This window comes from Acidilobus sp. (assembly GCF_049973875.1).
Lineage (GTDB): Archaea > Thermoproteota > Thermoprotei_A > Sulfolobales > Acidilobaceae > Acidilobus.
In genome coordinates, this window is the sequence record NZ_JBMFJI010000003.1 from 85036 (window position 1) to 107043 (window position 22008).

General features: G+C 52.0%; 23 protein-coding genes. 10 read left to right on the forward strand and 13 right to left on the reverse strand.

Features of this window, described 5'->3' with window-relative positions; translation table 11 throughout:
• Positions 1–121 precede the first annotated feature (121 nt).
• The gene (gene serS, locus ACP5H1_RS02295) at positions 122–1501 is read left to right on the forward strand and encodes a serine--tRNA ligase (RefSeq protein WP_427971217.1); all 1380 of its coding nucleotides are present in this window, start codon (positions 122–124) and stop codon (positions 1499–1501) included.
• A gap of 41 nt (positions 1502–1542) precedes the next feature.
• Here the strand turns inward: serS and ACP5H1_RS02300 are convergent, their stop codons facing one another.
• Positions 1543–2760: an ABC transporter permease subunit gene (locus tag ACP5H1_RS02300; protein WP_427971219.1), complete on the reverse strand. Its 1218-nt coding sequence runs from the start codon at positions 2758–2760 to the stop codon at positions 1543–1545.
• Positions 2741–3535 (reverse strand): ABC transporter ATP-binding protein, encoded by a 795-nt coding sequence (locus tag ACP5H1_RS02305; RefSeq protein WP_427971221.1) that lies wholly within the window; start codon positions 3533–3535, stop codon positions 2741–2743. Before ACP5H1_RS02305 ends, ACP5H1_RS02300 begins: the two co-directional genes overlap by 20 nt.
• Before the next feature lie 72 nt (positions 3536–3607).
• Here ACP5H1_RS02305 and ACP5H1_RS02310 point away from each other — a divergent pair, with 72 nt between their 5' ends.
• Positions 3608–4243, forward strand: a complete 636-nt coding sequence (locus ACP5H1_RS02310; protein WP_427971223.1) for a hypothetical protein — start codon at positions 3608–3610, stop codon at positions 4241–4243.
• Here ACP5H1_RS02310 and ACP5H1_RS02315 read toward each other — a convergent pair.
• The 4 genes from ACP5H1_RS02315 to coaBC all read right to left on the reverse strand — a co-directional run bounded on the left by ACP5H1_RS02315 (position 4193) and on the right by coaBC (position 8060).
• Positions 4193–4993: a 4-phosphopantoate--beta-alanine ligase gene (locus ACP5H1_RS02315; protein WP_427971226.1), complete on the reverse strand. Its 801-nt coding sequence runs from the start codon at positions 4991–4993 to the stop codon at positions 4193–4195. The two genes, ACP5H1_RS02310 and ACP5H1_RS02315, sit on opposite strands and share 51 nt — an antisense overlap.
• 4 nt (positions 4994–4997) lie before the next feature.
• Positions 4998–5837, reverse strand: coding sequence for a pantoate kinase (locus tag ACP5H1_RS02320; RefSeq protein ID WP_427971228.1), 840 nt, complete (start codon positions 5835–5837; stop codon positions 4998–5000).
• A gap of 34 nt (positions 5838–5871) precedes the next feature.
• Positions 5872–6708 carry an NAD+ synthase gene (locus tag ACP5H1_RS02325; RefSeq protein WP_427971230.1) on the reverse strand — a complete coding sequence of 279 codons (837 nt, stop codon included), beginning with the start codon at positions 6706–6708 and terminating at the stop codon, positions 5872–5874.
• A gap of 110 nt (positions 6709–6818) precedes the next feature.
• A complete protein-coding gene (gene coaBC, locus ACP5H1_RS02330) occupies positions 6819–8060 on the reverse strand; it encodes a bifunctional phosphopantothenoylcysteine decarboxylase/phosphopantothenate--cysteine ligase CoaBC (RefSeq protein WP_427971232.1) in 1242 nt (413 codons plus the stop codon).
• A gap of 94 nt (positions 8061–8154) precedes the next feature.
• Here coaBC and rimI point away from each other — a divergent pair, with 94 nt between their 5' ends.
• The gene (gene rimI, locus ACP5H1_RS02335; RefSeq protein WP_427971235.1) at positions 8155–8745 is read left to right on the forward strand and encodes a ribosomal protein S18-alanine N-acetyltransferase; all 591 of its coding nucleotides are present in this window, start codon (positions 8155–8157) and stop codon (positions 8743–8745) included.
• A 141-nt stretch (positions 8746–8886) separates the two neighbouring features.
• Here rimI and ACP5H1_RS02340 read toward each other — a convergent pair whose 3' ends face one another.
• Entirely contained in the window at positions 8887–9399 is a 513-nt protein-coding gene (locus ACP5H1_RS02340) for a hypothetical protein (protein ID WP_427971237.1), read from the reverse strand.
• Positions 9400–9483: 84 nt separating this feature from the next.
• A complete protein-coding gene (locus ACP5H1_RS02345) occupies positions 9484–11499 on the reverse strand; it encodes a hypothetical protein (protein WP_427971239.1) in 2016 nt (671 codons plus the stop codon).
• A gap of 52 nt (positions 11500–11551) precedes the next feature.
• Here ACP5H1_RS02345 and ACP5H1_RS02350 point away from each other — a divergent pair, with 52 nt between their 5' ends.
• Both ACP5H1_RS02350 and prf1 read left to right on the forward strand, forming a co-directional pair.
• Positions 11552–11689, forward strand: coding sequence for a hypothetical protein (locus ACP5H1_RS02350; protein ID WP_427971241.1), 138 nt, complete (start codon positions 11552–11554; stop codon positions 11687–11689).
• Between the two features lie 346 nt (positions 11690–12035).
• Positions 12036–13166: a peptide chain release factor aRF-1 gene (gene prf1 / locus ACP5H1_RS02355; RefSeq protein ID WP_427971244.1), complete on the forward strand. Its 1131-nt coding sequence runs from the start codon at positions 12036–12038 to the stop codon at positions 13164–13166.
• A 20-nt stretch (positions 13167–13186) separates the two neighbouring features.
• Here prf1 and ACP5H1_RS02360 read toward each other — a convergent pair whose 3' ends face one another.
• The gene (locus ACP5H1_RS02360; RefSeq protein WP_427971248.1) at positions 13187–13711 is read right to left on the reverse strand and encodes a nicotinamide-nucleotide adenylyltransferase; all 525 of its coding nucleotides are present in this window, start codon (positions 13709–13711) and stop codon (positions 13187–13189) included.
• 68 nt (positions 13712–13779) lie between these two features.
• Between ACP5H1_RS02360 and ACP5H1_RS02365 the strand changes: the two genes are divergently transcribed.
• Both ACP5H1_RS02365 and ACP5H1_RS02370 read left to right on the forward strand, forming a co-directional pair.
• On the forward strand, positions 13780–14412 hold the full coding sequence (locus ACP5H1_RS02365) for a site-2 protease family protein (protein ID WP_427971251.1): 633 nt from the start codon (positions 13780–13782) through the stop codon (positions 14410–14412).
• A 113-nt stretch (positions 14413–14525) separates the two neighbouring features.
• Positions 14526–14831: a hypothetical protein gene (locus ACP5H1_RS02370; protein ID WP_427971253.1), complete on the forward strand. Its 306-nt coding sequence runs from the start codon at positions 14526–14528 to the stop codon at positions 14829–14831.
• Positions 14832–14929: 98 nt separating this feature from the next.
• Here ACP5H1_RS02370 and ACP5H1_RS02375 read toward each other — a convergent pair whose 3' ends face one another.
• The 4 genes from ACP5H1_RS02375 to ACP5H1_RS02390 all read right to left on the reverse strand — a co-directional run bounded on the left by ACP5H1_RS02375 (position 14930) and on the right by ACP5H1_RS02390 (position 18049).
• Positions 14930–15322 (reverse strand): hypothetical protein, encoded by a 393-nt coding sequence (locus ACP5H1_RS02375; RefSeq protein WP_427971255.1) that lies wholly within the window; start codon positions 15320–15322, stop codon positions 14930–14932.
• 165 nt (positions 15323–15487) lie between these two features.
• Positions 15488–15943 (reverse strand): RecB-family nuclease, encoded by a 456-nt coding sequence (locus ACP5H1_RS02380; protein ID WP_427971257.1) that lies wholly within the window; start codon positions 15941–15943, stop codon positions 15488–15490.
• 10 nt (positions 15944–15953) lie between these two features.
• Positions 15954–17357, reverse strand: a complete 1404-nt coding sequence (locus tag ACP5H1_RS02385; RefSeq protein WP_427971259.1) for an aminoacyl--tRNA ligase-related protein — start codon at positions 17355–17357, stop codon at positions 15954–15956.
• Between the two features lie 38 nt (positions 17358–17395).
• Positions 17396–18049 (reverse strand): hypothetical protein, encoded by a 654-nt coding sequence (locus ACP5H1_RS02390; RefSeq protein WP_427971262.1) that lies wholly within the window; start codon positions 18047–18049, stop codon positions 17396–17398.
• Positions 18050–18135: 86 nt separating this feature from the next.
• Between ACP5H1_RS02390 and ACP5H1_RS02395 the strand changes: the two genes are divergently transcribed.
• The 3 genes from ACP5H1_RS02395 (at position 18136) to ACP5H1_RS02405 (ending at position 21981) form a co-directional block, all read left to right on the forward strand.
• The gene (locus ACP5H1_RS02395) at positions 18136–20601 is read left to right on the forward strand and encodes a valine--tRNA ligase (protein WP_427971264.1); all 2466 of its coding nucleotides are present in this window, start codon (positions 18136–18138) and stop codon (positions 20599–20601) included.
• 72 nt (positions 20602–20673) lie between these two features.
• A complete protein-coding gene (locus tag ACP5H1_RS02400) occupies positions 20674–21600 on the forward strand; it encodes a malate dehydrogenase (RefSeq protein ID WP_427971267.1) in 927 nt (308 codons plus the stop codon).
• A gap of 123 nt (positions 21601–21723) precedes the next feature.
• Complete coding sequence (locus ACP5H1_RS02405; RefSeq protein WP_427971269.1) at positions 21724–21981, forward strand: hypothetical protein; 258 nt, start codon at positions 21724–21726, stop codon at positions 21979–21981.
• The last annotated feature ends 27 nt before the right edge of the window (positions 21982–22008 follow it).

A 22008-nucleotide genomic window follows, 5' to 3' on the forward strand; every position in this document is an offset into this window, starting at 1 on the left:
TGGCGGAACTTAACTTAGCGGGTGCCAACATTACAATTATCGATAGATAATCGTCATATACGGCTTTTAAGCCTTTGACTCACCATTAGGGCCAGAAGATAGATCACGAGGGTGGTAGTAAATGCCATGGAGCATATTGAATCTTCTCAGGACAAACCCAGAAGCGCTTAGGGAGGTTGCCAGAAAGAGGCAGATCGATGTTAAGATAATAGACGAGGCTGTCCAGCTGGACGAGCAGTGGAGAAAGGTCCAAGCAGAGATAAATGAGCTAAGGCACCAGCATAATGTTATTAGCGCCGCCATTCCTAAGGCTAAGGGTGAGGAAAGGGAGAAGCTCCTGGCCCAGGCCAAGGTGCTCAGCAGAGAGCTCGAGGACGCGGAGAGGAGGCTGAGTGAGCTCGAAGCGAAGAGAGAGGAGGCTCTGTGGAGGCTGCCAAACGTAGTCCTCGATGACGTTCCTGTGGGCGGGGAGGAGGCCACAAGGCCAGTAAGATTCTGGGGCACCCCCAGGGTGTACCACGAGTACCTAGACGCCTTCAAAGCCCAGACGGAAGCCTATGGCTTTAATGTACCCTACGAGTTGATCGACTGGAAGCCCGTAGGGCACGCCGATATGCTCGAGAACGTCCTAAAGCTCGGCGACACTGAAAAGGCCTCTGAGGTCGCCGGCTCCAGGTTTTATTACCTCTTTGATGACCTGGTCTGGCTAGACTTCGCCCTGCTGCTTTACGCCATAGATAAGCTTACCTCTAAAGGTTACACCCTCGTGTTGCCACCCTACATGCTGAGATATAAGGTCATAAACAGCGTCATAGACCTGGCGACCTTCCAGGACGCCATTTATAAAATAGAGAATGATGACCTCTACCTGATAGCCACTGCAGAGCACTCGCTGGCAGCGATGTATTATAATGAGGAGCTATATGATGACGAGCTCCCAAAGAAGTTTGTCGGCATAAGCCCCGCCTTTAGGCGTGAGGCCGGGGCTGCCAACAAGGACCTCAAAGGAATATTCAGGGTTCACCAGTTCCACAAGGTTGAGCAGTTCGTGTTCTCAAAGCCTGAGGAGAGCCAGAAGACGCATGAAGAGCTTATATCAAATGCCGAGGAGTTGTTCCAGGGCCTGGGAATACCACACAGGGTCGTAAACATAGCCTCTGGCGACCTGGGCGCCTGCGCCGTCAAAAAATATGACCTAGAGGCCTGGATGCCCGCCCAGGGCAAGTACCGCGAAATGGTCAGCGCGAGCAACTGCACTGACTGGCAGGCCTATAGGCTTAACATAAGGTTAATCAGGAGGAAGGGCATGGAGAGGGGCGAGTACGTGCACACGCTGAACAGCACAGGAATAGCGTCAACGAGAACTATTACAGCCATATTAGAGAACTTCCAGGAACCTGATGGGACAGTCATAATACCTAAGGTTCTCAGAAAGTACCTTGAGCCCTTTGACGCGGCCCCAAAGGATTTCATAAAGCCCAGGCCGCGTAAGGTTATTTAGACTAAAGGGCGTTTGTCAAAGCTCTTACCTGGCTTGACCTATTACCTCGAGGTGACCAACCTCTCTGGACTGAAAGCCTTGAGCGACAAGGCGACAAATAGCGCCGTGAACGCCACCATTATCATTATGTCCAGGGCGGCCATTAAGTACTGGCCCACAACATAATTTGAGAGCGCGAGGGAAGCCTCAGTGAAGGGTATCGCCATGAGCGCGTACCTTATAGCGGCGGGCAGCGAGTCTACATTGACGAACAACGCGCTAAAGTAGATCCCCAGCGCAACCATAAGCAAAGCGTACGCGGAAGCCTGGGCAGCCCTGGCTGAAGGGCTCCTTAGCACTATAGGCATTATGAATGATGACGTCATCAGCACTAGGACTGCCGAGTCCACCATGTTAAGCCCAAGCAGTGCCGGCGTCAGCCTAAGCCCTGCCGAGGACGCCAACATCAGGAAGTAAATAATGAAGCCCGCGCTGTCGGCGACCGCAATTGCGAGGCCCATCACGGCGGAGGAGAGTAGCTTGCCCACAAGCAGCGATGTGCCGGACAGCGGCGACGCCAGGAGCACTTCAAGTGTCTTGCGCTCCTTCTCTCCAAGAAAGGCGTCAGTCATTAAGACCACCGCTGGGTTAACGACAAAGAATAGGGAGAATTGGAGTAGCCTCACGGTGAGCGACAGCTGAACCTGCTGGGCGCTCGCGGCCTTGCCTGAGGGCAATATGTAGCCGGTGGTTATTATTATTGGATTGAGAAGCCTCTCTGCGGAGATATTGACGCCGGCCATCCTTGCAAGGCTATCAACCCTGCTGTCAACCACCTGAGAGCTGAGCTGTGACACTACCGAGGAAATGACGTTACTTACCTCTTGGGCCACGTAGCTGCCTACCATAACCCTCACTACGAGCGTCGCGACGCCGTCTACAGCCGTCAGGTTATTGTAGAAGCCCCGAGGTATCGTAATCTCTATGTCGTAGACCTGAGGAGGAGGCTCACTGGACACGGTCAGATTAACCTTTAAGCCCTGTTGCTCAGAGGCGTTAACTATGCTCTCGCCAAGCCACTCCGCTATTCCAAGCGACTTTGTATCGTTAACCTGTATGTAAACCGTTGTTAGCTGCGCCGAGCTGAGGCCTCCGGCAAGTAACGCCATTAATGGGAGCCCCACGAGGGGAACGATTATCATCAGGGCCAGGGCCCTGCGGTCGCGCACCATGTCGAGGAGCTCCTTCCAGAGTACGGCCTTAATCTCCTCTATCCTCATAGGACTTCACCGCCTTAACGAACGCCTCCTCTAAGTTTTCAGCTCCGAAGGACTCCCGGGCCTCCTTTGGGCTGCCGGTAAACAGGGATTTACCGTAAGCCATGAACGTTACCCTGTCAGCCAAGTACTCGGCCTCGGCCATGTTGTGGGTGGCTATGATAAAAGTCACCCCCGTGCGCGAGAGGGATTTTATCATGGTCCTAACTTCATGGGCTGAGAAAACGTCTAGGCCATTGGTTGGCTCGTCTAGCAACACTAACAAAGGCCTGTACATAAGCGCCCTGGCTATCAGGAGCCTTCTCTTCATCCCATTGCTGTACTCGCCGGCCTTTCTCCTCAGGTCTCTATCGCTTAGGCCAGCTATGTTAACGCCCACCTTAACCATTTCCTCAACCTCGCTGGGGTCCCTCGCGTAGAGTCTGGCAAAGAACCTCAGGTACTCATAGCCCGTGAGCCTCTCATATGGCGACGCGTCCTCAGGCACATAACCTATGTACTTGATCAGCTTACGCCATGAAGGCGCTGAGGGGTCTACCCCGAGAACCTTGAGAGAGCCTGAGTCCCTCCTTATGAGGCCTATTATTATCTTAAATAACGTGCTCTTACCTGCGCCGTTATGGCCGGCTATTACATGGACCTCCCCCCTCTTGACCTGTAAGTTAACCCCCCTCAGGGCAGGCGTCTTGCCGAACCTCTTAGTCACTTCTAGAGCCTCAACTACGTTCTCATTATTGTCCAGAGGAAGCCCTGCAGGCCTGCCTAAGGCGGCTTCCACTGAAAACCACCGGCTCTTAGGTAGGGTTGTGGATGCAGTAGTTAAATCGCTTCAGCAACAGTGGCGATTGGCATGGAGGGCGACGCCTCTAGCATGGAGGAGTTTCTTGCAAAGTACGGCGATAGGGGTTACTACGTCCTTAAATCAATGCTGGAGGCGTCGCTGAGGGGTGGGGCTAAGCTTGGTGACTTCAGTCTAAAGGACCTTAAGGACAAGCTGACGGCCTACGGTCTTGACTACAACCCTGTCCCACTACTTTATGCGCTGGAGAAGAACTACGGCGTAATAAGAACCTCCTATAGGAGCAGCAACCAGCACTGGTGGGTTATATTAAGGAGGAGAGACGTTGAGGAGGCCATAGCTAAATATGAGGGGAAGCCCGCAGTTGAGAGCGAGGACTATAAGCTTAAGCTCCTTAAGATACAGTTCTACAGCCTTAACCCGCAGAGGCTCCTCATGGAGCTCAGGGCAGCCTCCAGGAGAGGCGACAAGAGCGCGGTGGCTAGGGAGGCCTTCACCACGCTTCCCCTCCTGGTGGAGTTCCTAGAGAAGGCCAAGTCCCAATATCCTGACGAGCTCTCATCCGAGATAGGCCTCGCAGAAGAAATAATCAAGCTGGCAGAGGAGATAGTTACTCCCAGGTACGCGGGAACCCGTTCAAACGTTAACTTCGTCGCGGAATCCCAGGTCGATTATGATTCCCTTTGACGACGCGTACTCTAGCCTCTCAAGCATTGCCTTGAATGCCATACTAAGGGTCCTCCTGTTGCTGTAGCTGCTAACCATGTCTCTTAACTTATCTTTGCCCAAGCCCTTGAGCTCTTCAGCCATGCTTATCATGTTCTTCGTGGCTCTTATGGCCTCGTCTACTATCGTTATTGAAGCTGCCTGGGCAGTCCTGCTGAAGGGGTTGAGGTCTATGGCTATAACTACCTTGCCCATCCTTCTGAGCGCTTCCGTTCTATCGCCATCTTCTATTGCTACTAGAACGACATCCGCTGAATATATTCCATCAACGCATACTATGCCCCTTGCGCTTTCAAGGCCTGATATGTGAGTCTTCTGACACTCGCTTCCATAAACTCTCGTGGCCCCGTGCCTCTTCATGAAGTCCTCTATGGCCTTTACTCTTTCCTCGGTCCTATGGAAGACGTTCACCTCTATCGGGGCGTTTAGTTGCTCTGAGAGCTTCACTATATCGTCGGCCGCTAAAGCAGCGTAGTTACCATTTACTGATATAATAGGTCTCCTGGCAAGAAGCATTGCAGCCACAGCTGCCCTCTCGGCTTCAATGGCGAAGTCCAGGCTCTTCTCGCCAAGTATGTAGTCAAAGGCCTCGCCTCTGCCGTGGGATATCAGTCCCTGAGGGACCACTACGCCCTCCTTCATGGCGTCCACCAGCTTCTGCCTTGTCACTAGCGACCAGTACCTTGGATGGCTTCTCGGTATGTCCTCCATGTGCTCACCTCAGGTAAGGACCTGCCTCCGAAGGGCTTAACTCCCTTATGTCGTAAGGGAGCCCCCTCCTAAGGTAATCCACCGCGTCGCCTACGAGATCCCTCTCTATTATGAGGATCACCAGCCGCTTCTTTGCGTAATAGCCTAAGAGCCCTGGGACCTTGGTCACGTACTCGAAGTTCTGCGCACCTAGTATAGAGCTGGGAAGCCCCAGTTTGTCATTCAATGCCCTCACGCCCTCTATGAATGTCTCAAAGCTCAGCTCCTCGTCAAGCTTCCTAAGCACGTTAGATGACTCTACGTAAAAGCTCTCACCTAACGTTGAGAGCAGCGACTCTGTGCTCATACTTCCAGCCTCTATGGAAAGTAGGGAAATGCTCCTAGGCAGATACAGGCAGTCCACTTGGCCTATGCCAGGGGGACCCGCCCTTCTCCTAAGCACTAGCCCCAGGCCACAACTAATGGCCAGCACGTCCCCAAGTCCTGTCCTGTCCTGAACCTCTATTTCATGCGCCTGGACTAGGAGGGAGCCCAGGCTCTTGCCCTTGAGGTAAGACGCCAGATGGGCTGCAGCCACCGCAGAGGCGCCGCTGGTTGCGTAACCAAAGCCCCAGGGGAGCGGGTTGGAGGACCTAACCCTCGATAAGTCGATGCCGTTGCTTTCAAGAAGTTTCGCGGCCGTTCCTGCAGGTTCCCCTGATAGCTTCAGGTCGTAACATAGCTCAAGGCGAGGCTCCACAGCTATGCCTACGCCCACGGAGCCTGAGTCCCTAGGAGTGCCACCCCACACTGGGACAAAGGCAGCGGTAATGTGATGGGGCGCTGAGACGCAGACGGAGGCCAATCTGAAACACCTTATTACAAAAATAACTTTTACATTATCGTGACATGTACCTGACCACGCTTTCCAGCGGAGGTGAAGGGGGCAGCGACCTCTTGTGTTGAGTTGACCTGTTCAACTGAAGCACCCTATTAATAATGTCCATGCTTACCCCGGTCGCTTCAGCCGCCTCTGATGGTGCCATCTTGAGGTCCTCAATGGCGTGTATAACTAGGTCCACCTGATCATAGCTTACTCCAAGCTCGCCCTCGGCCGTCTGCCCAGGCCAGAGCCGTGGGCTGCTCGGTTTGAATGCAACCTTCTCGGGCACCCCCAGCTTCAGTGCAAGCCTTCTGACCTGGCTCTTCAGAAGCGGCGCTATAGGCAGGAGGTCGACGCCGCCATCGCCATACTTCGTGAAGTACCCTAAGAAGGCCTCGCTTCTGTCTCCAGTGCCTAAGACGGCATAGTTAAACTTATTGGCATAGTAGTAGAGCAACGACATCCTGATCCTGGCCCTCAGGTTGCCAAGCGGAACCGTATCTGCAGGGTCGTAAACTGGTATGGTTGACTTGTAAGTCTCCACTATAGGGGCTATGTCTATGATGTTATATTGCGTCCTAGCCATTTCGATTAGATGTTTCGCGTCATCAACATCCTCCTTTGGAGTTACGGTAGAGTCGTGCATAATTAACGCCATGACCTTCTCTGGGCCTACGGCTTTAACTGCCGCAAAGTAGGTCGCTGCCGAGTCAACACCGCCGCTAACACCTATTACAAAGCCCTTAACGGAGGAGCTCTCTAGGAAGTCCTTTATAAAGGAGGTTATCGCGTCTATGGCCTTTTCATAGTCTATATTAATTACATCATCTAACAAAATCCTCTTGGAATTCAAAGGCGCCCTCTGTTACATCTAGTGCGCTACACTTTTAAAGTTCCTTGAGTAACAAATCGACTTCGCCGTTTAGCCTGCCTCTGATAGCGATGACTAGGATTACACTGCGCTTAGCCGCTGCGCGACTTTATCTGCGACAACGCGATATCCAGTATCTTCCTGGCGAGCGCCTCTTTCCTATCCAGGCCCAAGTCATAGATCTTACCCGTGCTCGTGTCGATCACAACAACCTTATCGTACTCGCTTGCAAAGCCATAAGTGCCCACATTAACTGGGTTTGCAGCCACGAGCGTAGCACCGTACTTGGAGGCCTTTTCCATGGCTGAGCTTATGAGCTCTTTCTCCGTAGTTGCTACGTCCGCCGCGAACGATATCAATACCTTAGGCTTCAACGTTATGGACTTTAGGGTCTTTGGCGCGGGCCTAAGGGTTATGGTATAACTCGAGTCGCTCTTGAGCTTGCCCTTGTAGGGGGCCTCAACTGTGAAGTCCAGGGGCGCTGCGGCGCCAACTATTATATCATAAACTCTTGAAGCAGTAAGCTCGCGCATCTTTTCAGCCATCTCCTCCGTCGTCTCAACATGGTAGGAATTCACGAAGTGAGGTATTTTGACATCCACATGACCATATATTACGTCGACTTCTGCCCCCCTTGCGAAAGCGTCTATGGCTATCTCAACGCCCATTCTCCCGGAGCTGGGGTTGGATACAAATCTCACCGAGTCTATCCAGCTTCTGGTGGCTCCAGCCGTGACCAGCACCCTGAGGTCCTTCATATCAAATCCCCTGAGAGCAAACGAAGTGAACGCGCGGGCCACCAGGTAGGGGTCCGGGTACTTAGCTACGGACTCGGCTTCAAGCGGCGGTATTACCAGCACCCCCATGTCCTTTAGTCTTCTCACGGCATCCTGGTATTGGGGGCTCCTTTCCATGCCCTCGTGCATGGCGGGGACCACGGCGACAGGCCTTCCATAACCCATCATTGTTATTGCGGTGAGCACAACTGGGTTGTCAGCTATGCCTAACGCGAGCTTAGTTATAGATGAATACGTCGCAGGGGCCAACAACATAGCTGAGCAGCTGTGAGCCATCTCTACATGCTCTATGTCACCGCCTATCGCAACTACCGGTTTATTTCCTGTGGCCCAGTGGAAGAGCTTTGGGCTAACCAGGTCAGCCGCGGCCCTGGTCATTATAACGTGAACTTCAGCCCCCCTTCTCATGAGGGCCCTTGCCGTGTCAAGCGACCTATATATCGAAGCGCTGGCCGTCACACCTAAGGCTATGCAGCGTCCTGCGAGTTCCTCTGACGTTGACCCTGTTATGTCAAGTGAGGGGTGCTTAAAGCTCAACGCCTAGCCCAACGGTCCTCTCTGAACGCCTGTAATTTAAAGTTAAGAGCCGTTTATTAACCTTACAAAGTCACGGGCTCTCAGGCGCCCTGAAGTGAAAGCGGAGGAGCAGGAGGGCAGTGAAGGCTTCCCTTTTATTATAAGGAGGGCGAGGGAGGAGGACATAGATCAGGTAATGGAGGTTAACCTCGCAAGCCTTCCTGAAAACTACTGGTACAGCTTCTATGTTTACGTGCTTAACGAGTGGGGAGATGCCTTCCTAGTAGCCGAGCACCAGGGCAGAATTATAGGCTACATTATGAATAGGGTCGAAGAGACTCACGACAAGGTCCTCATGGGCCTTGAAAACGAGCTGACAGAAAAGCCAGGGAAAAGTGAGAGCTTGCTGGATGCCATTAGGAGGAGGTTTTCGGAGTCTGCTAAGGTGGGTCACGTGATTTCCATAGCTGTTCTAGCCGAGTATAGACGGAAAGGCGTTGGATCGGCCCTTATGCATGAAGCTATAAATGTGCTCAAATCAAAGTACGACGTAGATGCTATATACCTTGAGGTCAGGGTCTCAAATGCTCCTGCCATAAACCTCTACGAGAAGTTTGGTTTTGAAAAAGCCAGGATAATCAAAGGCTACTATAGGGATGGTGAGGACGCTTACGTAATGGTGAAGCGGCTAAAGCCTGTACAATAGTTCTTTAAGCCAGTTAAGATCATAATTTTCGTCCGCGACCCTAAATGTTTACCCTTATATAGTCCTATTACAGTACGTTGTAACCCTCCTGGTGGCGGGCTTTCGCCCGTATGGCCATTTAGCAAGCCTTGGAAAAGGACGCTATTGTTGCGATGCCAGGGTATTGGCACCCCCTCTACTCTTGGCGACGCTCTCCGCCTCTTTAATAACCTTTTTAGCCTCTTCCTCTATTGACATTAGATCCCTCTCACTAAATTCTTCTGGCAGCGATGGCTCTATGTTCATCCATGCTCTGGAGAGGCTCTCCTCGGCGCCCGATATTTCCTCCTCAATTCTTGGGTCGAGGTAACTGTACTCCTGCATCACCTTCTTCACTACATTCATAACTGTGGCCACCTCCCTCCAGTTAACTAAGCCCACTGTAATTAGCGTCTGTACCTTCAACAGGGCCCACTCAAGCAGCCAGTCGAGCGCGTTCAAGGTGTCCTCCATTTGTTTAAGCTCATCTTCCTTTGAGTAAGCTCTCAGCCTTACCATGCTGTTCCGTACGCTCTTCCTCGCATTGATTAGATACATCTGAGCCTTTACTAAGTCGTCCAGTACTTGTCGTCTTGAGTCCGTGGGCTGCGATTTCTTTCCAAATAGCCTTGGCAAATTAGCAGCACCTAAGAGTATGTTGTGATCAAAAGTTAAATTGATTTGGGGTCAAAGGCCGAAGGGCCCAAGTGGCGTTCGGGCTTAAATGACGCCCGTCCACCTATAAAGGAATACAATGACGCTGTAGAAGTACGTCACGTTGGAGCCTGCCGGGCTCCATGCATATGGCACTGAAATGAACACCTTGGCCGGCTGGTAGTACGGCAGCGGGCTAGGGGGAGTTATGGGTTCTGGCACTATGGAGCCCGTGAGCGGATCGACGTATTGCACCCCGGCAGGCACGAACGAAGTTACATTAGTGAGGAACTTCGCGCCTGTTCCAAAGTAGCCGTACTTGTTTAACACGCTGATGCCATACATCATGAGATCGTATATGGTGGTGTGGAGGGTTAAACTAACGTTGGAGCTCGGACCTCCAACAAACGCTGGGAACTGGTAGAATTCGTAATTACTCTCAGTAGTTACTGAGGTGTAGTTAGAGAAGAAGGGGCTGTCAGCATATGGGTTAACTCTAAGGGCTATCCTTAACATTTGGTAAGATTTAGCAATATCACCGAGCCCGTAAGTTATGGCATAAACTCCTGCCTGAGGATTAACGGGGTATACGTTAGGGTATGGGAACATTATCACGCTGTGGGTGCTATTATCATAGATACCAATGAATATATCATAAGTTATTAGGTATGTGTCATTTGGTACCAGCCTCATCATTTCAAGGTATACAGGGCTCTGGTTCACTGGAGCAGTGAACACGTTAGCCACTAGCCCTATCTGAGTTCCGTTAATTGTAGAGCCGTCAACTACTGTTGTTCTGTTGCCTAACGCTGCTATCCAGTAGCCATAGTCCCACCACGACACTACTATGGACTTCTTTGACGTGTTATACTTGATGTAGTTAAGGGCTGCAATCCACGCATTGTTAAGGGGTACTATGACTCTGCTAGTACCATTGGAGGTGGGCACTGAAAGCGCCGTCAGCCAGCCGGTGGTCACTGCCGGCGCGTCCAGTTTCAGCGCAGCGTAATCCTCAGGAATGTAATAAGCCGCGAACCCAAGGATAATTATGGCCAGTATGACCCCTACTGCAAGTGCAGCTGGCTCCCTCTTATAGTAGGTGCGCCTTGTCTTCTTGTCGAAGTAGCTTACGTGCATGGACGTTAGAGCCCCTATGGAGGTTCCTGCTGAGATCGCCAGGAAAAACGCGGCAGAGGGTATGAAGTAGGCTTCATTTATGCTAGCCACCATAAAGAGCACGCCAAGCACTAAGAACGCAACCCTTAAAGTATCGGTGCTGCTTAGCCTCTCACGCCTCGCAGCAACGTCATAAATGAGCATTATTAATCCTATAAGCGTCACGAAGAAGACGGGCCCATACTCGGCCATTGCCTCTGAGAACGGTATGGGCATATACTCCTGCACGGTAAGCGGCACAACGCCCGTTAGTGGCCTTATTCCGAGCGCTAGCAGCACTCTTGAGGGCAATGATATTATGCCCGACATTGCAGCTGCCGCGAGAAGCCCCACGCCTAGGATTATGACCCACAGATGCATCTTCCTCGTAAATGTGTTCGTGAGGTGTAGCTTTTCGAGGTGCAGCTTTTCAATGTTGGCCTCTAAGAAGTAAACTACGAGAACTGCCAAAAGGGCGAGGCCTAGGCGGTGGTAGACGTAAGTAGGCCCTACGGCAGGGGACGTTGAAAGCACTGCCAGGTAGCCTACTGCCGCAGTCAGATGCTTATAGAACCTGTCCATGGTGGGGCTTACAATGAAGGGGTCCAGCAGCACTATAACTGCCAGTATTAGTGCAACGTACTCATAGCCTCCCCATAGCCACGCGAGGGAGCCTCCTACTATGCCTCCTACCAGCGCAGCCGCGAGGGACCTATTCCTTGAATTGGAAGTATAAGCTACGGCAAGGAAGTACAGCGAGAGCGCTATAATTCCAAGGCCTGAGACCTGCTTGCCTGGATACGTCGCAAAGGACTTGTCAAGCACTATAGCGGGGTAGAAGGCGTAGACAGACGCCGCAGTTATTGCCCCCAGCTTTGACCTGGTGGCCCTGTAGACGGCCATGTACGTGGCCGCTATTCCTATCACGGCGAATACAACCGGCAGAAGGCCTTCGGCCTCTATTATAAAGGCTTGGCCCTTGCCCAGGAGCTTAGCTATGAACGCCGAGAGCCATGGAATGCCAAGGTACTCACTCTTCAGGAAGTTCCTCCCCCAGGGATATCAGAACGTGCCAACGTGGGACAGCTGGGAAAAGCCGCCCAGGTCGTGGACGTAGAAGTAATTAGCTAGCTAATAAAATATCCAAGGGTCGTTACCGTTGACGTACTTAAAGCCGTAGATTAGGCCTGGCGAGAGCCTTATGTAGATGCTAACCGCTATCATGGCCAACAGAATAGCCAATGATATAGGGAATGAAAACCTCTCTATGGTATCCATAAAAGACTCTTCGCCATGGGTCCTTGGGCCGCTGTCTCTTCTAGACATTACGCTACCCAAAGCGCTTTGCGGGTGCAAGCACTATATACTTTACCCACCCACGTTTGAATAATATAAAAAGAAATAAAGTAAATAATAGGAAAGGCCTTATAGGCTCTGCCTTAACTCTAAACCGGAAAGGGACCATGAGCGAGGACTTAGAGAAGAAGCTGTTGGTAGACAAGCGAACGCTCAAGGAAGTTATAAATGAGCTTAAGCAGTGGAGCGCCCCGGCCACTGTGCTGTTGAGCCTCTACGTCCCTCCTGGGAGGCCCATAAGCGATGTGACCCAGATGCTTAGGGAGGAGCTCTCCCTGGCTGATAACATTAAGCTTAAGCGAACTCGAAATGCTGTAAAGAGGGCTATCGCGGCCGCCATAGACAGACTCTCCATGATACCTAAGGTTCCTCCTAATGGCCTTGTGGCATTCTGCGGTGAGAACCTAGACAACGGGGACTTCAAGTGCTACGTCTTCAGCCCGTCTGAGAAGGTCCCCGTCTTTTACTACAGGACCGACAAGAGGTTCATAACGGAGATTCTAGAGGATATGATAGAGAATGAGGACTCCGTCGGAGTTATAATAGTGGAGAGGGACCACGCCACCATAGGCCTAATCAAGGGGTCAAGGATACAGGTACTGGAGGAGCTCGAGGATTTTATACCTGGAAAACATATGATGGGAGGACAGAGCCAGAGGAGATATGACAGGATTATAGAGCAGATGGTCGACGACTTCATGAAGAAGGTGGGCGAGAGGGCTAACGAGTACCTCCTGCCAATATATGAGGCTGGCAAGCTTAAGGCCATCATAGTTGCCGGGCCTGGGTACGCCAAGTCTGACTTCATTAAGTCTGGGTACCTTGACTATAGGCTTCAGAAGATAGTAGACCCACATCTAATCGACGTTTCTTACCAGGGTGAGGAGGGCATAAGGGAAGCCTTAGAGAAGGCCGATGATGTAGTTCAGCTGTCCCTTTATAGGGAGACGATGAATGCCTTCGAAAACTTTAAGCTTCACTTGGCTAAGGGAACAGGTTTAGCCATATATGGTCCCGATGACTTAGAGAGGGCCCTTGATATGGGCGCAGTGGCTGTTCTTCTCGTACATGAGGATAGGCAGGATGTTGACAAGTGGAAGGAGAGGGCAGAGTCTATGGGAGCGAAGGTTTACATAATACCTGAGTCCCTGCCCGAGTCCGAGTGGTTTCTTAAGACATTTGATGGCCTGGCCGGGATACTGAGATATAAAGTAGACCTCTCTTCACAGCAGGGCTAGGCCGCTTTCAGCGTCAGCCCTCAGTCCTCGGAGGATATCTTTCGTATTCTGTCAACACCCCCTATCTCCTCTATGAACTTTGCTACGGAGGGCGTGACGTACTCCTTCCACTTAGGGTCGCCGCGGGCTATCATTGCGCGTATTCTCTCACCCCTCCACTCCTCACGATTGAAGGTGGGCGGGCTTATGACCTCTATGCCAGCGTCCGAGAACGCCTTGCCTATGACTGGGTTTCTAGTCATTATCGCCTTAACCTTAGGCACGTAGGACAGCACATAATAGGCACACCCAATGCTCACCTCCAGGGTCTCTATGGTGGCAGTGACTATCCTGTCGAGGCTTATGTTCTCGTCCTTGGCTGAGAGCCTCGCCATCTCGATCCTTTCACCAGCGGTAAAGGGATTCCTTACAGTGTAGTTCTCCGAGGCCATGCCAACTAGTACTACTACCTCGTCGAAGCCCTGCGATAATGCCCACTTAACGAGGCTCACGTGACCCCTGTGGAACGGCTGGAACCTCCCGTAAAGCAACACCCGCTCCGTCAAAGCTCGCCCTCTGATGGTTGTGCGAAAGAACTAAAATAAGCTCCGCCTTATGTTTAAGAGGGCTTGAAGTGCGTCCATGGAGAAGGCCATGGTACTACGCTGAGGTGGACGAGCCTTACTCATGGATAATTGGGATCCTAGCAGTACTTGTGGCCATGACAGGCGTTCAAGCCTTCAGGTTAAGCACCTATACGTCCGTTTATAGCTACGTAGTGGGGGGAGTAGTCATTGGTATGGTTGTCCACGAACTCATGCATAGAAACGTGGCGCGCCGTTATGGCATGAGATCAAGTTATGTCATTAATTGGCTGGGAGTCATAGTTACGTTAGTCACAGCAATTCTCCCCATAAAGCTCATAGCGCCAGGCTACACCCGCGTCTACAGCCGCGGCTTCGAAGAGGACAGAAAGGGCATCCTGTACTCAGTGGCCGCAGGCCCCACGAGCAATATAGTCATGGCCTTAGCGGCCCTCATAGCTGGAGTGCTAGCAAGAGCCCTAGCGTCTAGCGCGTTTGCCGCAACGTTTACTTCTACGTGGCTTATAGGTTTCTCGAACATAAACTCCTATCTGGCCTTCTTTAACCTGTTGCCCATACCGCCGTTGGATGGATATAAAATCTTTAGGTTAAGCCTAGAGCTGTGGATAATAATGTTTATAGCATCTATAGCTTTCTTTGCCGCGACTTTAATGCTCCTCTGAAGGTAGAGAGTTGCACCAAAGCAGTTTGTATAGGAACTGCTAAATATTTTCTGGACTGTATATGAAGGTTTTTACTTTCCTGCCTGCTACTGTGAGTCTCGTGGTGAGGCTTTGTGTCGCTTACACCTGATGAAAGGGAGCCCGACAAGGAGGACGGCAAGAGGCGGTGGGTCATAAAGATGATCAAGAGCGCCAAGAGCCAGCACAAACTATGTCCATACTACGATAAGAAGACACAGATATGCTTCCTCATGGTTACCATGAACAACCAGCAGGGTAAGTGCGACCGCGAAGGTAGATTTGATGGATGTCCCATGTTCGCCAACTTCTTAGAGAGAGTCTATGATGACTATGTTGCAAAGAAGAAGGTTCTGCCAAACAGCTTTCAAGATATAGTGTGGGGCATAACATCTATTTGACGCCCTGCGCACGCCAGCACGTAAATCGCGTGAGGCTCACCATCCATGGCATAAAATATATTGGGGACCCAAGTCTTGGCTATCCCTGAACTTAGCGATCACATAGAGTCGTCCAGGTTGTCAGACACCTCGCTTATCTCCGAGCTCTCCCCGCTCTCATCGCTCCAGTACTCGCCCTCGGCCTCCAGAAGCTCAGTAAGGTAGAAGTAGCCCTGTTTGTCCATGGTTACAATATCGTTCCGTAGCAGCTCGTTCAGCGCGTATCTTATCTTGTCCTCACTGGCTAGGCCTGAGAGATACCTATGGAAATCCTTCACGGACATCCTACCATTACGGCGAAGAAGATTAACTAGGATCTCCTTGAGCTCCTCCTCGTTAGGCGCTGTATAAACAATAACGTCACCGTCTTCATATATCCTAGAAAGGGCGTCAGTTATCGAGACCTCGCTTACTTGCGAGCCGTCCTTCCCATCGCCCTTCCCATCACTCATATTAATTTTCACCTGCAGATTGTAGGTAGCTGAAACCTAAAAGTTAAAGTGTTTCCTAGAGTAGAGGGAAATTAGTTAAACTACTATTAAGTAACATAAAAGATAAACTTAATGTACAAACTCTATAAAGACCTGCACTCCATAAAATGAAGTTTTGCCTTAGCTTTACCTTAGGATTCCATAAAGCAGTAGCGAGGCCTCCGCGGTGCTCCCAGCCCTGTAGGACAGGCCCTTTATGTAAATCGGCTTGCCAAGAGAAAGCTCCTGCGGGCTGAAAGGTGTGTCAGAGCCGTTAAACACCAGCATCAGTGGGCTGCTCGAGCCTGTGACGAAGTCCCCCGAGAGTGGGTCGACGAGCTCCGCGGCGTGCTCTTTATCCACTAAAAACACCTGCATGCCGTCATAGGTCTCCACGGCGTCCTTAAGCTCAGGCAACACGACCAGGCCCTTGCCAGCCTTGAGCAGAAGCCTAAAGGCTTCAGCGATACCTGACTGCGCCGCAGCCCCATAAACTTTGGTCGCCACCAGGAGATCTATGTTCATACTTAACACTATCCTGGCCATATCAACTAGCCTCTGAACGCTTGAGGTGTTATGAATGACCGGTATGACCTTCCTCAATTTTTGCACCTCACAGCTGGTAGCTCAGGTCGCCGGGGATCCTTGGTACCATGCCAGCTATCTCTTTTACGGGCTCCTCCAGGCGAGAGGCCAGGGACTCTATGGCATCAGCGGCCCCCAGGGGGTCGCCAGCGTTTACTGATGTCTGCCTTCTAGAGCCTCCTTCGTAAATTGACACTGTTACAGAGCCCTTCTCTATCTCCCTTCTCCCCACGTAAACTATGGCCGCAGGCTTGGGGCCTGACTCCAGGAGCCTTACGTCGCCCGAGAGCGAGGTCCTGGTGCTCTCCCCGTAGCCTGACCTAAAGCCCTTCGCTACCAGGGCGCGGTGAAGCGATAAGGCAAAGTCCTCGACTCTCTTGTCAAACTCGTCGCCCGCCTTTATCGCCAGCACCGCGAACTGCAGGGGCGCTAAGACAAAGGGCAGCCTGCCCTTGTAGTTGACAAGGTACGCGCCGAGGAACCTCTCTATGGAGCCTATTAGGGCGCGGTGTATTATGTAAACGTCCTCGCTTCCATAGAGTTCCTTGACGGCATCAAATATCTTAAACCTCCTGGGCAGGTTAAAGTCGAACTGTATGGTGCCTAGCTGCCACTCCTTGCTCTCCTGGCCGCTCCCCAACTTCACCAGCACGTCTATTTTCGGGCCATAGAATGCGGCTTCGCCCTCAGCGGCCGTGTACCTTAGTCCATACTTGCTTGCTATGGCTTCTAGCGCGCCTCTCAGGAAGTCCTCAGCCTTCTCCCACTCATCCTTTGTGCCCATGAAGTCAGTCCCTATCTTGCTCTTATCAGAAAGGCTCAGCCTGAGCGTCACAGTGGAGGGGCTCATCTCCACATTAAACAGCTTTGAGTAAATAGTTATCATCTCATCAAATACCGAGGTAACGACGTTTACCGCGTCCTTGCCAAGAGTTATTATGTGAGCGTCGTCCTGTGTGAAGCTCCTTGGCCTGAGGAGCCCATAGACGCTTCCGCTGGGCTCTAGCCTGTGAACTCTGCCAACCTCAAATACCTTGAATGGCAGGCTCACCTTGTTGCGGTGTCTTGTGACTTCGCTCAGAAATATGAGTATGTGGAAGGGGCAATTCATTGGCTTTACTGCATACTCCTTGCCCTCTACCTGGAAGACGAACATGTTCTGCTTGTAGTAGCCCATGTGGCCCGAGAGCTCAAAGAGGGCGCCGCTGCTCACTATGGGCGTCTCGGCTATGTAATAGCCCCTCCTCGCGTGGAAGTTCACTAATATCTGCGAGAGCGCAGACCTGAGGTATCCGCCGCCTATGGTGAAGAGAGGTATTCCATGGCCTAGCAGGGACCCCACGTCGGTTCCTAGCACGGATATTGTTAAGTCAGGCCTCGCAGCTATGTCAAGGTCTTGGGCGTAGTCCATGTGGTCCTTCTCTTGACTCAACTTTTATCATCGCTTTCAGTGTGAGATGAATTGCTTTTTTAAGGTTTCTTAGGTGCCTGAACTCCCTGACTCATCCTGTCTAAGCCCCTTTCTTGAATTAAAACTGTTGAGAGCACGACAGCCAAGCCGAGCGGGCCTAGTGATGACAGGAGGCCATATGCGAGTTCCTTGAGCAGCCCCCTCGAGGCTAGGGATGATATGACTGCGGCAGTGACCGACGCCGCCAAATAGACAGCCTCGCTGTAAATTAGAGAACCTGTAATGGAGGCTGAAAACGACTGGATAGCTAGCCCGAGGGATGCTGAAGCTAAGGGAACCGCAGAGGGGGACCTAGCTCTCGCTATTGGACCGGAGCCTGGCTGACGACCCCTTAGCTCTAACAAGAAGTACGTGGCTAGCGTAGCAACTAGGCTGACCACCAGCGACGCTAGGCCGACCAGAAGGGCCTGAAATGACGAGGATGCGCTCAGAGGTATAGCGGAGATGGCTATGCCAGGGTAAGGGCTGCCCGTGAGGATCACAGACACAGCTGCCCCCACCGCAGTCACGAGAGGCAGCACAGAAAGTAGCAGAACATAGTAGATGAAGCTCCCAAGGCTAGTCGCAGCAATAGGCCGCTGCCTCGCTACCATGGATAGGGCCTCTACAGCGGTCGCCACGGCCAAAACGGCTACTATCCTAGCCCAGCTCATGCCCTCTCAAGCGGCCTATAGTCGCCGTGAGGTAATAAGGTAAATAAAAACCTGTGAGCCTTGGATGTCTGAAAGGTGCAGCCCGATTGAAGCTAGAGCCAAAGATAAGCGAAACCCGATGGGACGTCAACAAGGAGCTTGAGCTACTCGACTTATGGCGCAAGGAAGCGGCCTCCTCAACGGGCGCCGCCGAGTGGCGCGAGAAGGAGGTGCTAGTGATAGATACGCCGCCGCCTTATGCCAGCGGCAAGTGGCATGTAGGAGGCGCTGCCCACTACGCGCAGATAGACATGATCGCGAGGTACTTCAGGCTGAAGGGATACTATGTACTAGTGCCATTCTATGCTGACAGAAATGGGCTACCTGTGGAGGTCCAGGTGGAGAAAACATATAATATCAATGCTAAGGAAATGGCCGCGACGCCTGAAGGCAGGAGGAAGTTCCTGGAGCTCTGCAAGGAGTTCCTGGACAAGGCTGAGAAGGACCTTGTTAACGTGTGGACAAGGCTTGGCTGCTCCTTCGACTACTGGCGCGATGGCACTGACAGCCCTAAGTACAGAGCCATGACCCAGAGGACGTTCATAGACCTGTTCAAGAGGGGCATAATATACGAGGCCGAGAGGCCTGTGAGGTGGTGCCCCCGCTGCGGCACAACGCTGGCAGAGGCCGAGATAGAGTATGAAGAGAGGGAGGACTTTATCTACTTCATTAAATACCGCCTCGCTGACTCAGACCAAGATCTTGTAGTGGCCACTACTAGGCCTGAGCTGCTCCCTGCCTGTGCAGCCTTAGCCTATAACCCTCAGGACAACAGGTACAAGGGCCTCGCAGGTAAGAGAGCAATAGCGCCTATATTTGGAAACGAGGTCTCCATTGTAGAGCACCCGAGCGTTGACATGAACTTCGGCACAGGGCTTGAGATGGTCTGCAGCTACGGCGATGAAGATGACGTGAGGCTCTTCAGGGAGCTGAACCTCAAGCCTAAGGTCATCATAGACCAGGACGGCCGCATGACAGAGGAGGCAGGGTTCCTGGCGGGCCTAAAGGTCGAGGAGGCCCGCAGGAAGGTCGTTGAGGAGCTTGAAAATAGAGGGCTGTTAGTTAAGAAGGTCAAAGTTAAACACACAGTGCCCGTGTGCTGGAGGTGTAAGACACCACTGCAAATAATAAACAGGACAGAACTCTTCCTGAGACAGCTTGACCTGAGGGAGCAGATGAAGGAGCTCGTAAGCAAGCTCGATGTGAGGCCCGAGTTTCACAGGAGGAAGCTGCTTGAGTGGCTTGACTCTATAGCTATGGACTGGCCCATATCAAGGGACAGATACTACGGCACCGAGATACCGCTCTGGAGGTGCACGAAGTGCGGGTCCCTCCTGGTCCCAGAGCCAGGCAGATACTACAGGCCCTGGGAGGAGGAGCCCCCATGGGACAGGTGCCCTGTGTGCGGGGCACCCAAGGAGTACCTTAAGGGGGAGACCCGCGTCTTTGACACCTGGTTCGACTCGAGCATTTCAATGCTTTACGTGACCAAGTGGCTCGAGGACCCAGAGTTCTTCAAGAAGGCCTCCCCAAACGTGCTGAGGCCCCAGGGCGAGGACATCATAAGGACGTGGCTCTATTATTCACTGCTGAGGGTTTACCAGCTGACCGGAAAGCCCGCGTTCAGGTGGATCAGGATAACTGGCATGGGCCTTGACCCTAAGGGGAGGCCCATGCACAAGAGCTTAGGCAACGTGATAGACCCTGACCCCATTATAAATAAGTACGGAGCTGACGCGTTCCGCTTCTGGGCCGCCTCATCGGCCAAGCTAGGCTATGACTACAGGTATGATGAGAAGAAGGTCATAACTGGCAGGAACTTCTCCACAAAGCTCTGGAACCTGGCAAGGTTCATTTCCGCTTTCCCAGAGCCTCAGGAGGTTAGCAGTCTCAGGCCCATAGACAGGGCATTCCTGGCCCTGGCCCAGCAGTATTTAGATGCGGCAGTCAAGGGGTACGAGGACCTTGACGTCTATGAACCTGCGGTACAACTTTACGAGCTCTCATGGAACGTCTTTGCAGCTCACTACGTTGAGCTAGTTAAGGACAGGGCTTACTCAGAGAGCTACCCCTACGAGGATAGGGCCTCAGCCTGGTACACGCTGCACAGGATCTTTAGGGCGGCCCTAGTGCTGCTATCGCCTATAATGCCCTTTGTGACCGACTACATTTACAGGCAGCTCTACGGAAGAAGTGTACATGCTGAGCGCCTGCCCGAGAAACTCATAGAGGCGCCAAACCTTAACGAGCTGGCTGAGGACGCCAGACATATTATGAATGTTGACAGCTCTGTGTGGGCCTACAAGAAGGCAAGCGGGCTTAAGCTAGCAGATCCCATAAAAGGTCACGCGGTGGCCGTACCGGCCAGGCTGTCGCCCTACTTAGATGACTTAAAGCTCTTCCATAAGGCTAAGTTTGTAACATATGAGAGGCCTCTGCCAGACTGGACTAACATAGGCCCTGGAATTTATTTAGCTCCCTTACCTTCTACGGGCGCTGACCTTTCAATATAATAACAAATTATGAATGCTTCCGCTGTTAGAGTTTTAGTCCGAGTCCTCAGTTTACAGCGCGAGTGACTAGATATGATAACTATTGTAGGCGGCGCTGGAAGGGTAGGAGTTACGACAGGAGCTATGGTGCTTCTCAGGGACCTTGACGATGTCATGCTAATAGATATAAAGCCCAACGCGCCGCAGGGGGAGGCGCTGGACCTCAACCACATGGCCGCAGTCCTAGGCATCTCAAGGAGGGCCTATGGGTCTAACGACTATAAGGACATGAGTGGCTCCGACATAGTGATAGTCACTGCCGGCTTCCCAAGGAAGGCAGGTCAGACTAGGGAGGACCTGCTCAGGATCAACGCAGACGTAATGAAGCAGATAGCCGAACAAATTAGGGAGTACGCGCCTAACTCTAAGGTCCTTGTCCTAACTAACCCGTTAGACGCCATGACCTACGTTATGTACAAGAAGCTTGGGTTCCCGAGGGAGAGGGTGATAGGCTTCAGCGGCCTGCTGGACTCGCCAAGGCTTGCCTACTACGCCTCCGTCAAGCTAAACATATCGCCGGCTTCAATACAGCCGGTGGTCCTCGGCATGCACGGAGAGCACATGTTCCCAGCGCCAAGGCTTTCAAGCGTAGGGGGTGCGCCCCTCAGCTCGCTCCTGAGCCAGAAGGACATTGACGAGATAGTGAAGCAGACCGTAGAGGCGGGAGCCGAGATAATAAAGCTAAGGGGCTACAGCAGCAACTGGGCTCCAGCGGCAGGCCTAGCCCTCATGGCTGAGGCCATAAAGAAGGACCAGAGGAAGGTATACATAGTCAGCGCCTACCTGAACGGAGAGTACGGCTATAAGGATGTCATAGCTGAGGTCCCAGCGGTCCTTGGACGCAACGGCATTGAGAAGATAATAGAGCTGCCCCTGACCGACGAAGAGAGGAAGGGCCTGGACGCTAGCGTAAATGCAGTAAGAGACCTGCTCAATGCGTTGCCTCCCGAATATAGGTAAAGATGTTGAAGCTTTTGTTAAACCTTTTTAAATATTATTTTAACTTTAATAATATTCTCTAAAGGTTCGACGGAGCTTGAGCCCTTTTAAGGCCTGAAAATGCTACAGAGCCCACGGGAAATAATGGCCTCAGGGGAGCAGCTGCCTAAGAAAGTATTTTACATTAACATCTACCAGCTTAACTATAAGCCTTCCTCTGGCTGCGAGTTCTTTGAGTCATACGAGGTTGGAGGCTCATATATAGCTTACTGCAAGGTGTTAGAGAGCTATATTACGAGGTCCAAAGTGCATAAGTGTGAGACCCTGTACAAGGACTGCCCCTTCAGGAAGGTTGGAGTTAAGGCTTCGCTTCAGGACAACGAGGCCAGCGCCACCTCTTGAGGTTAATTAAACAGAATTCACCAATTA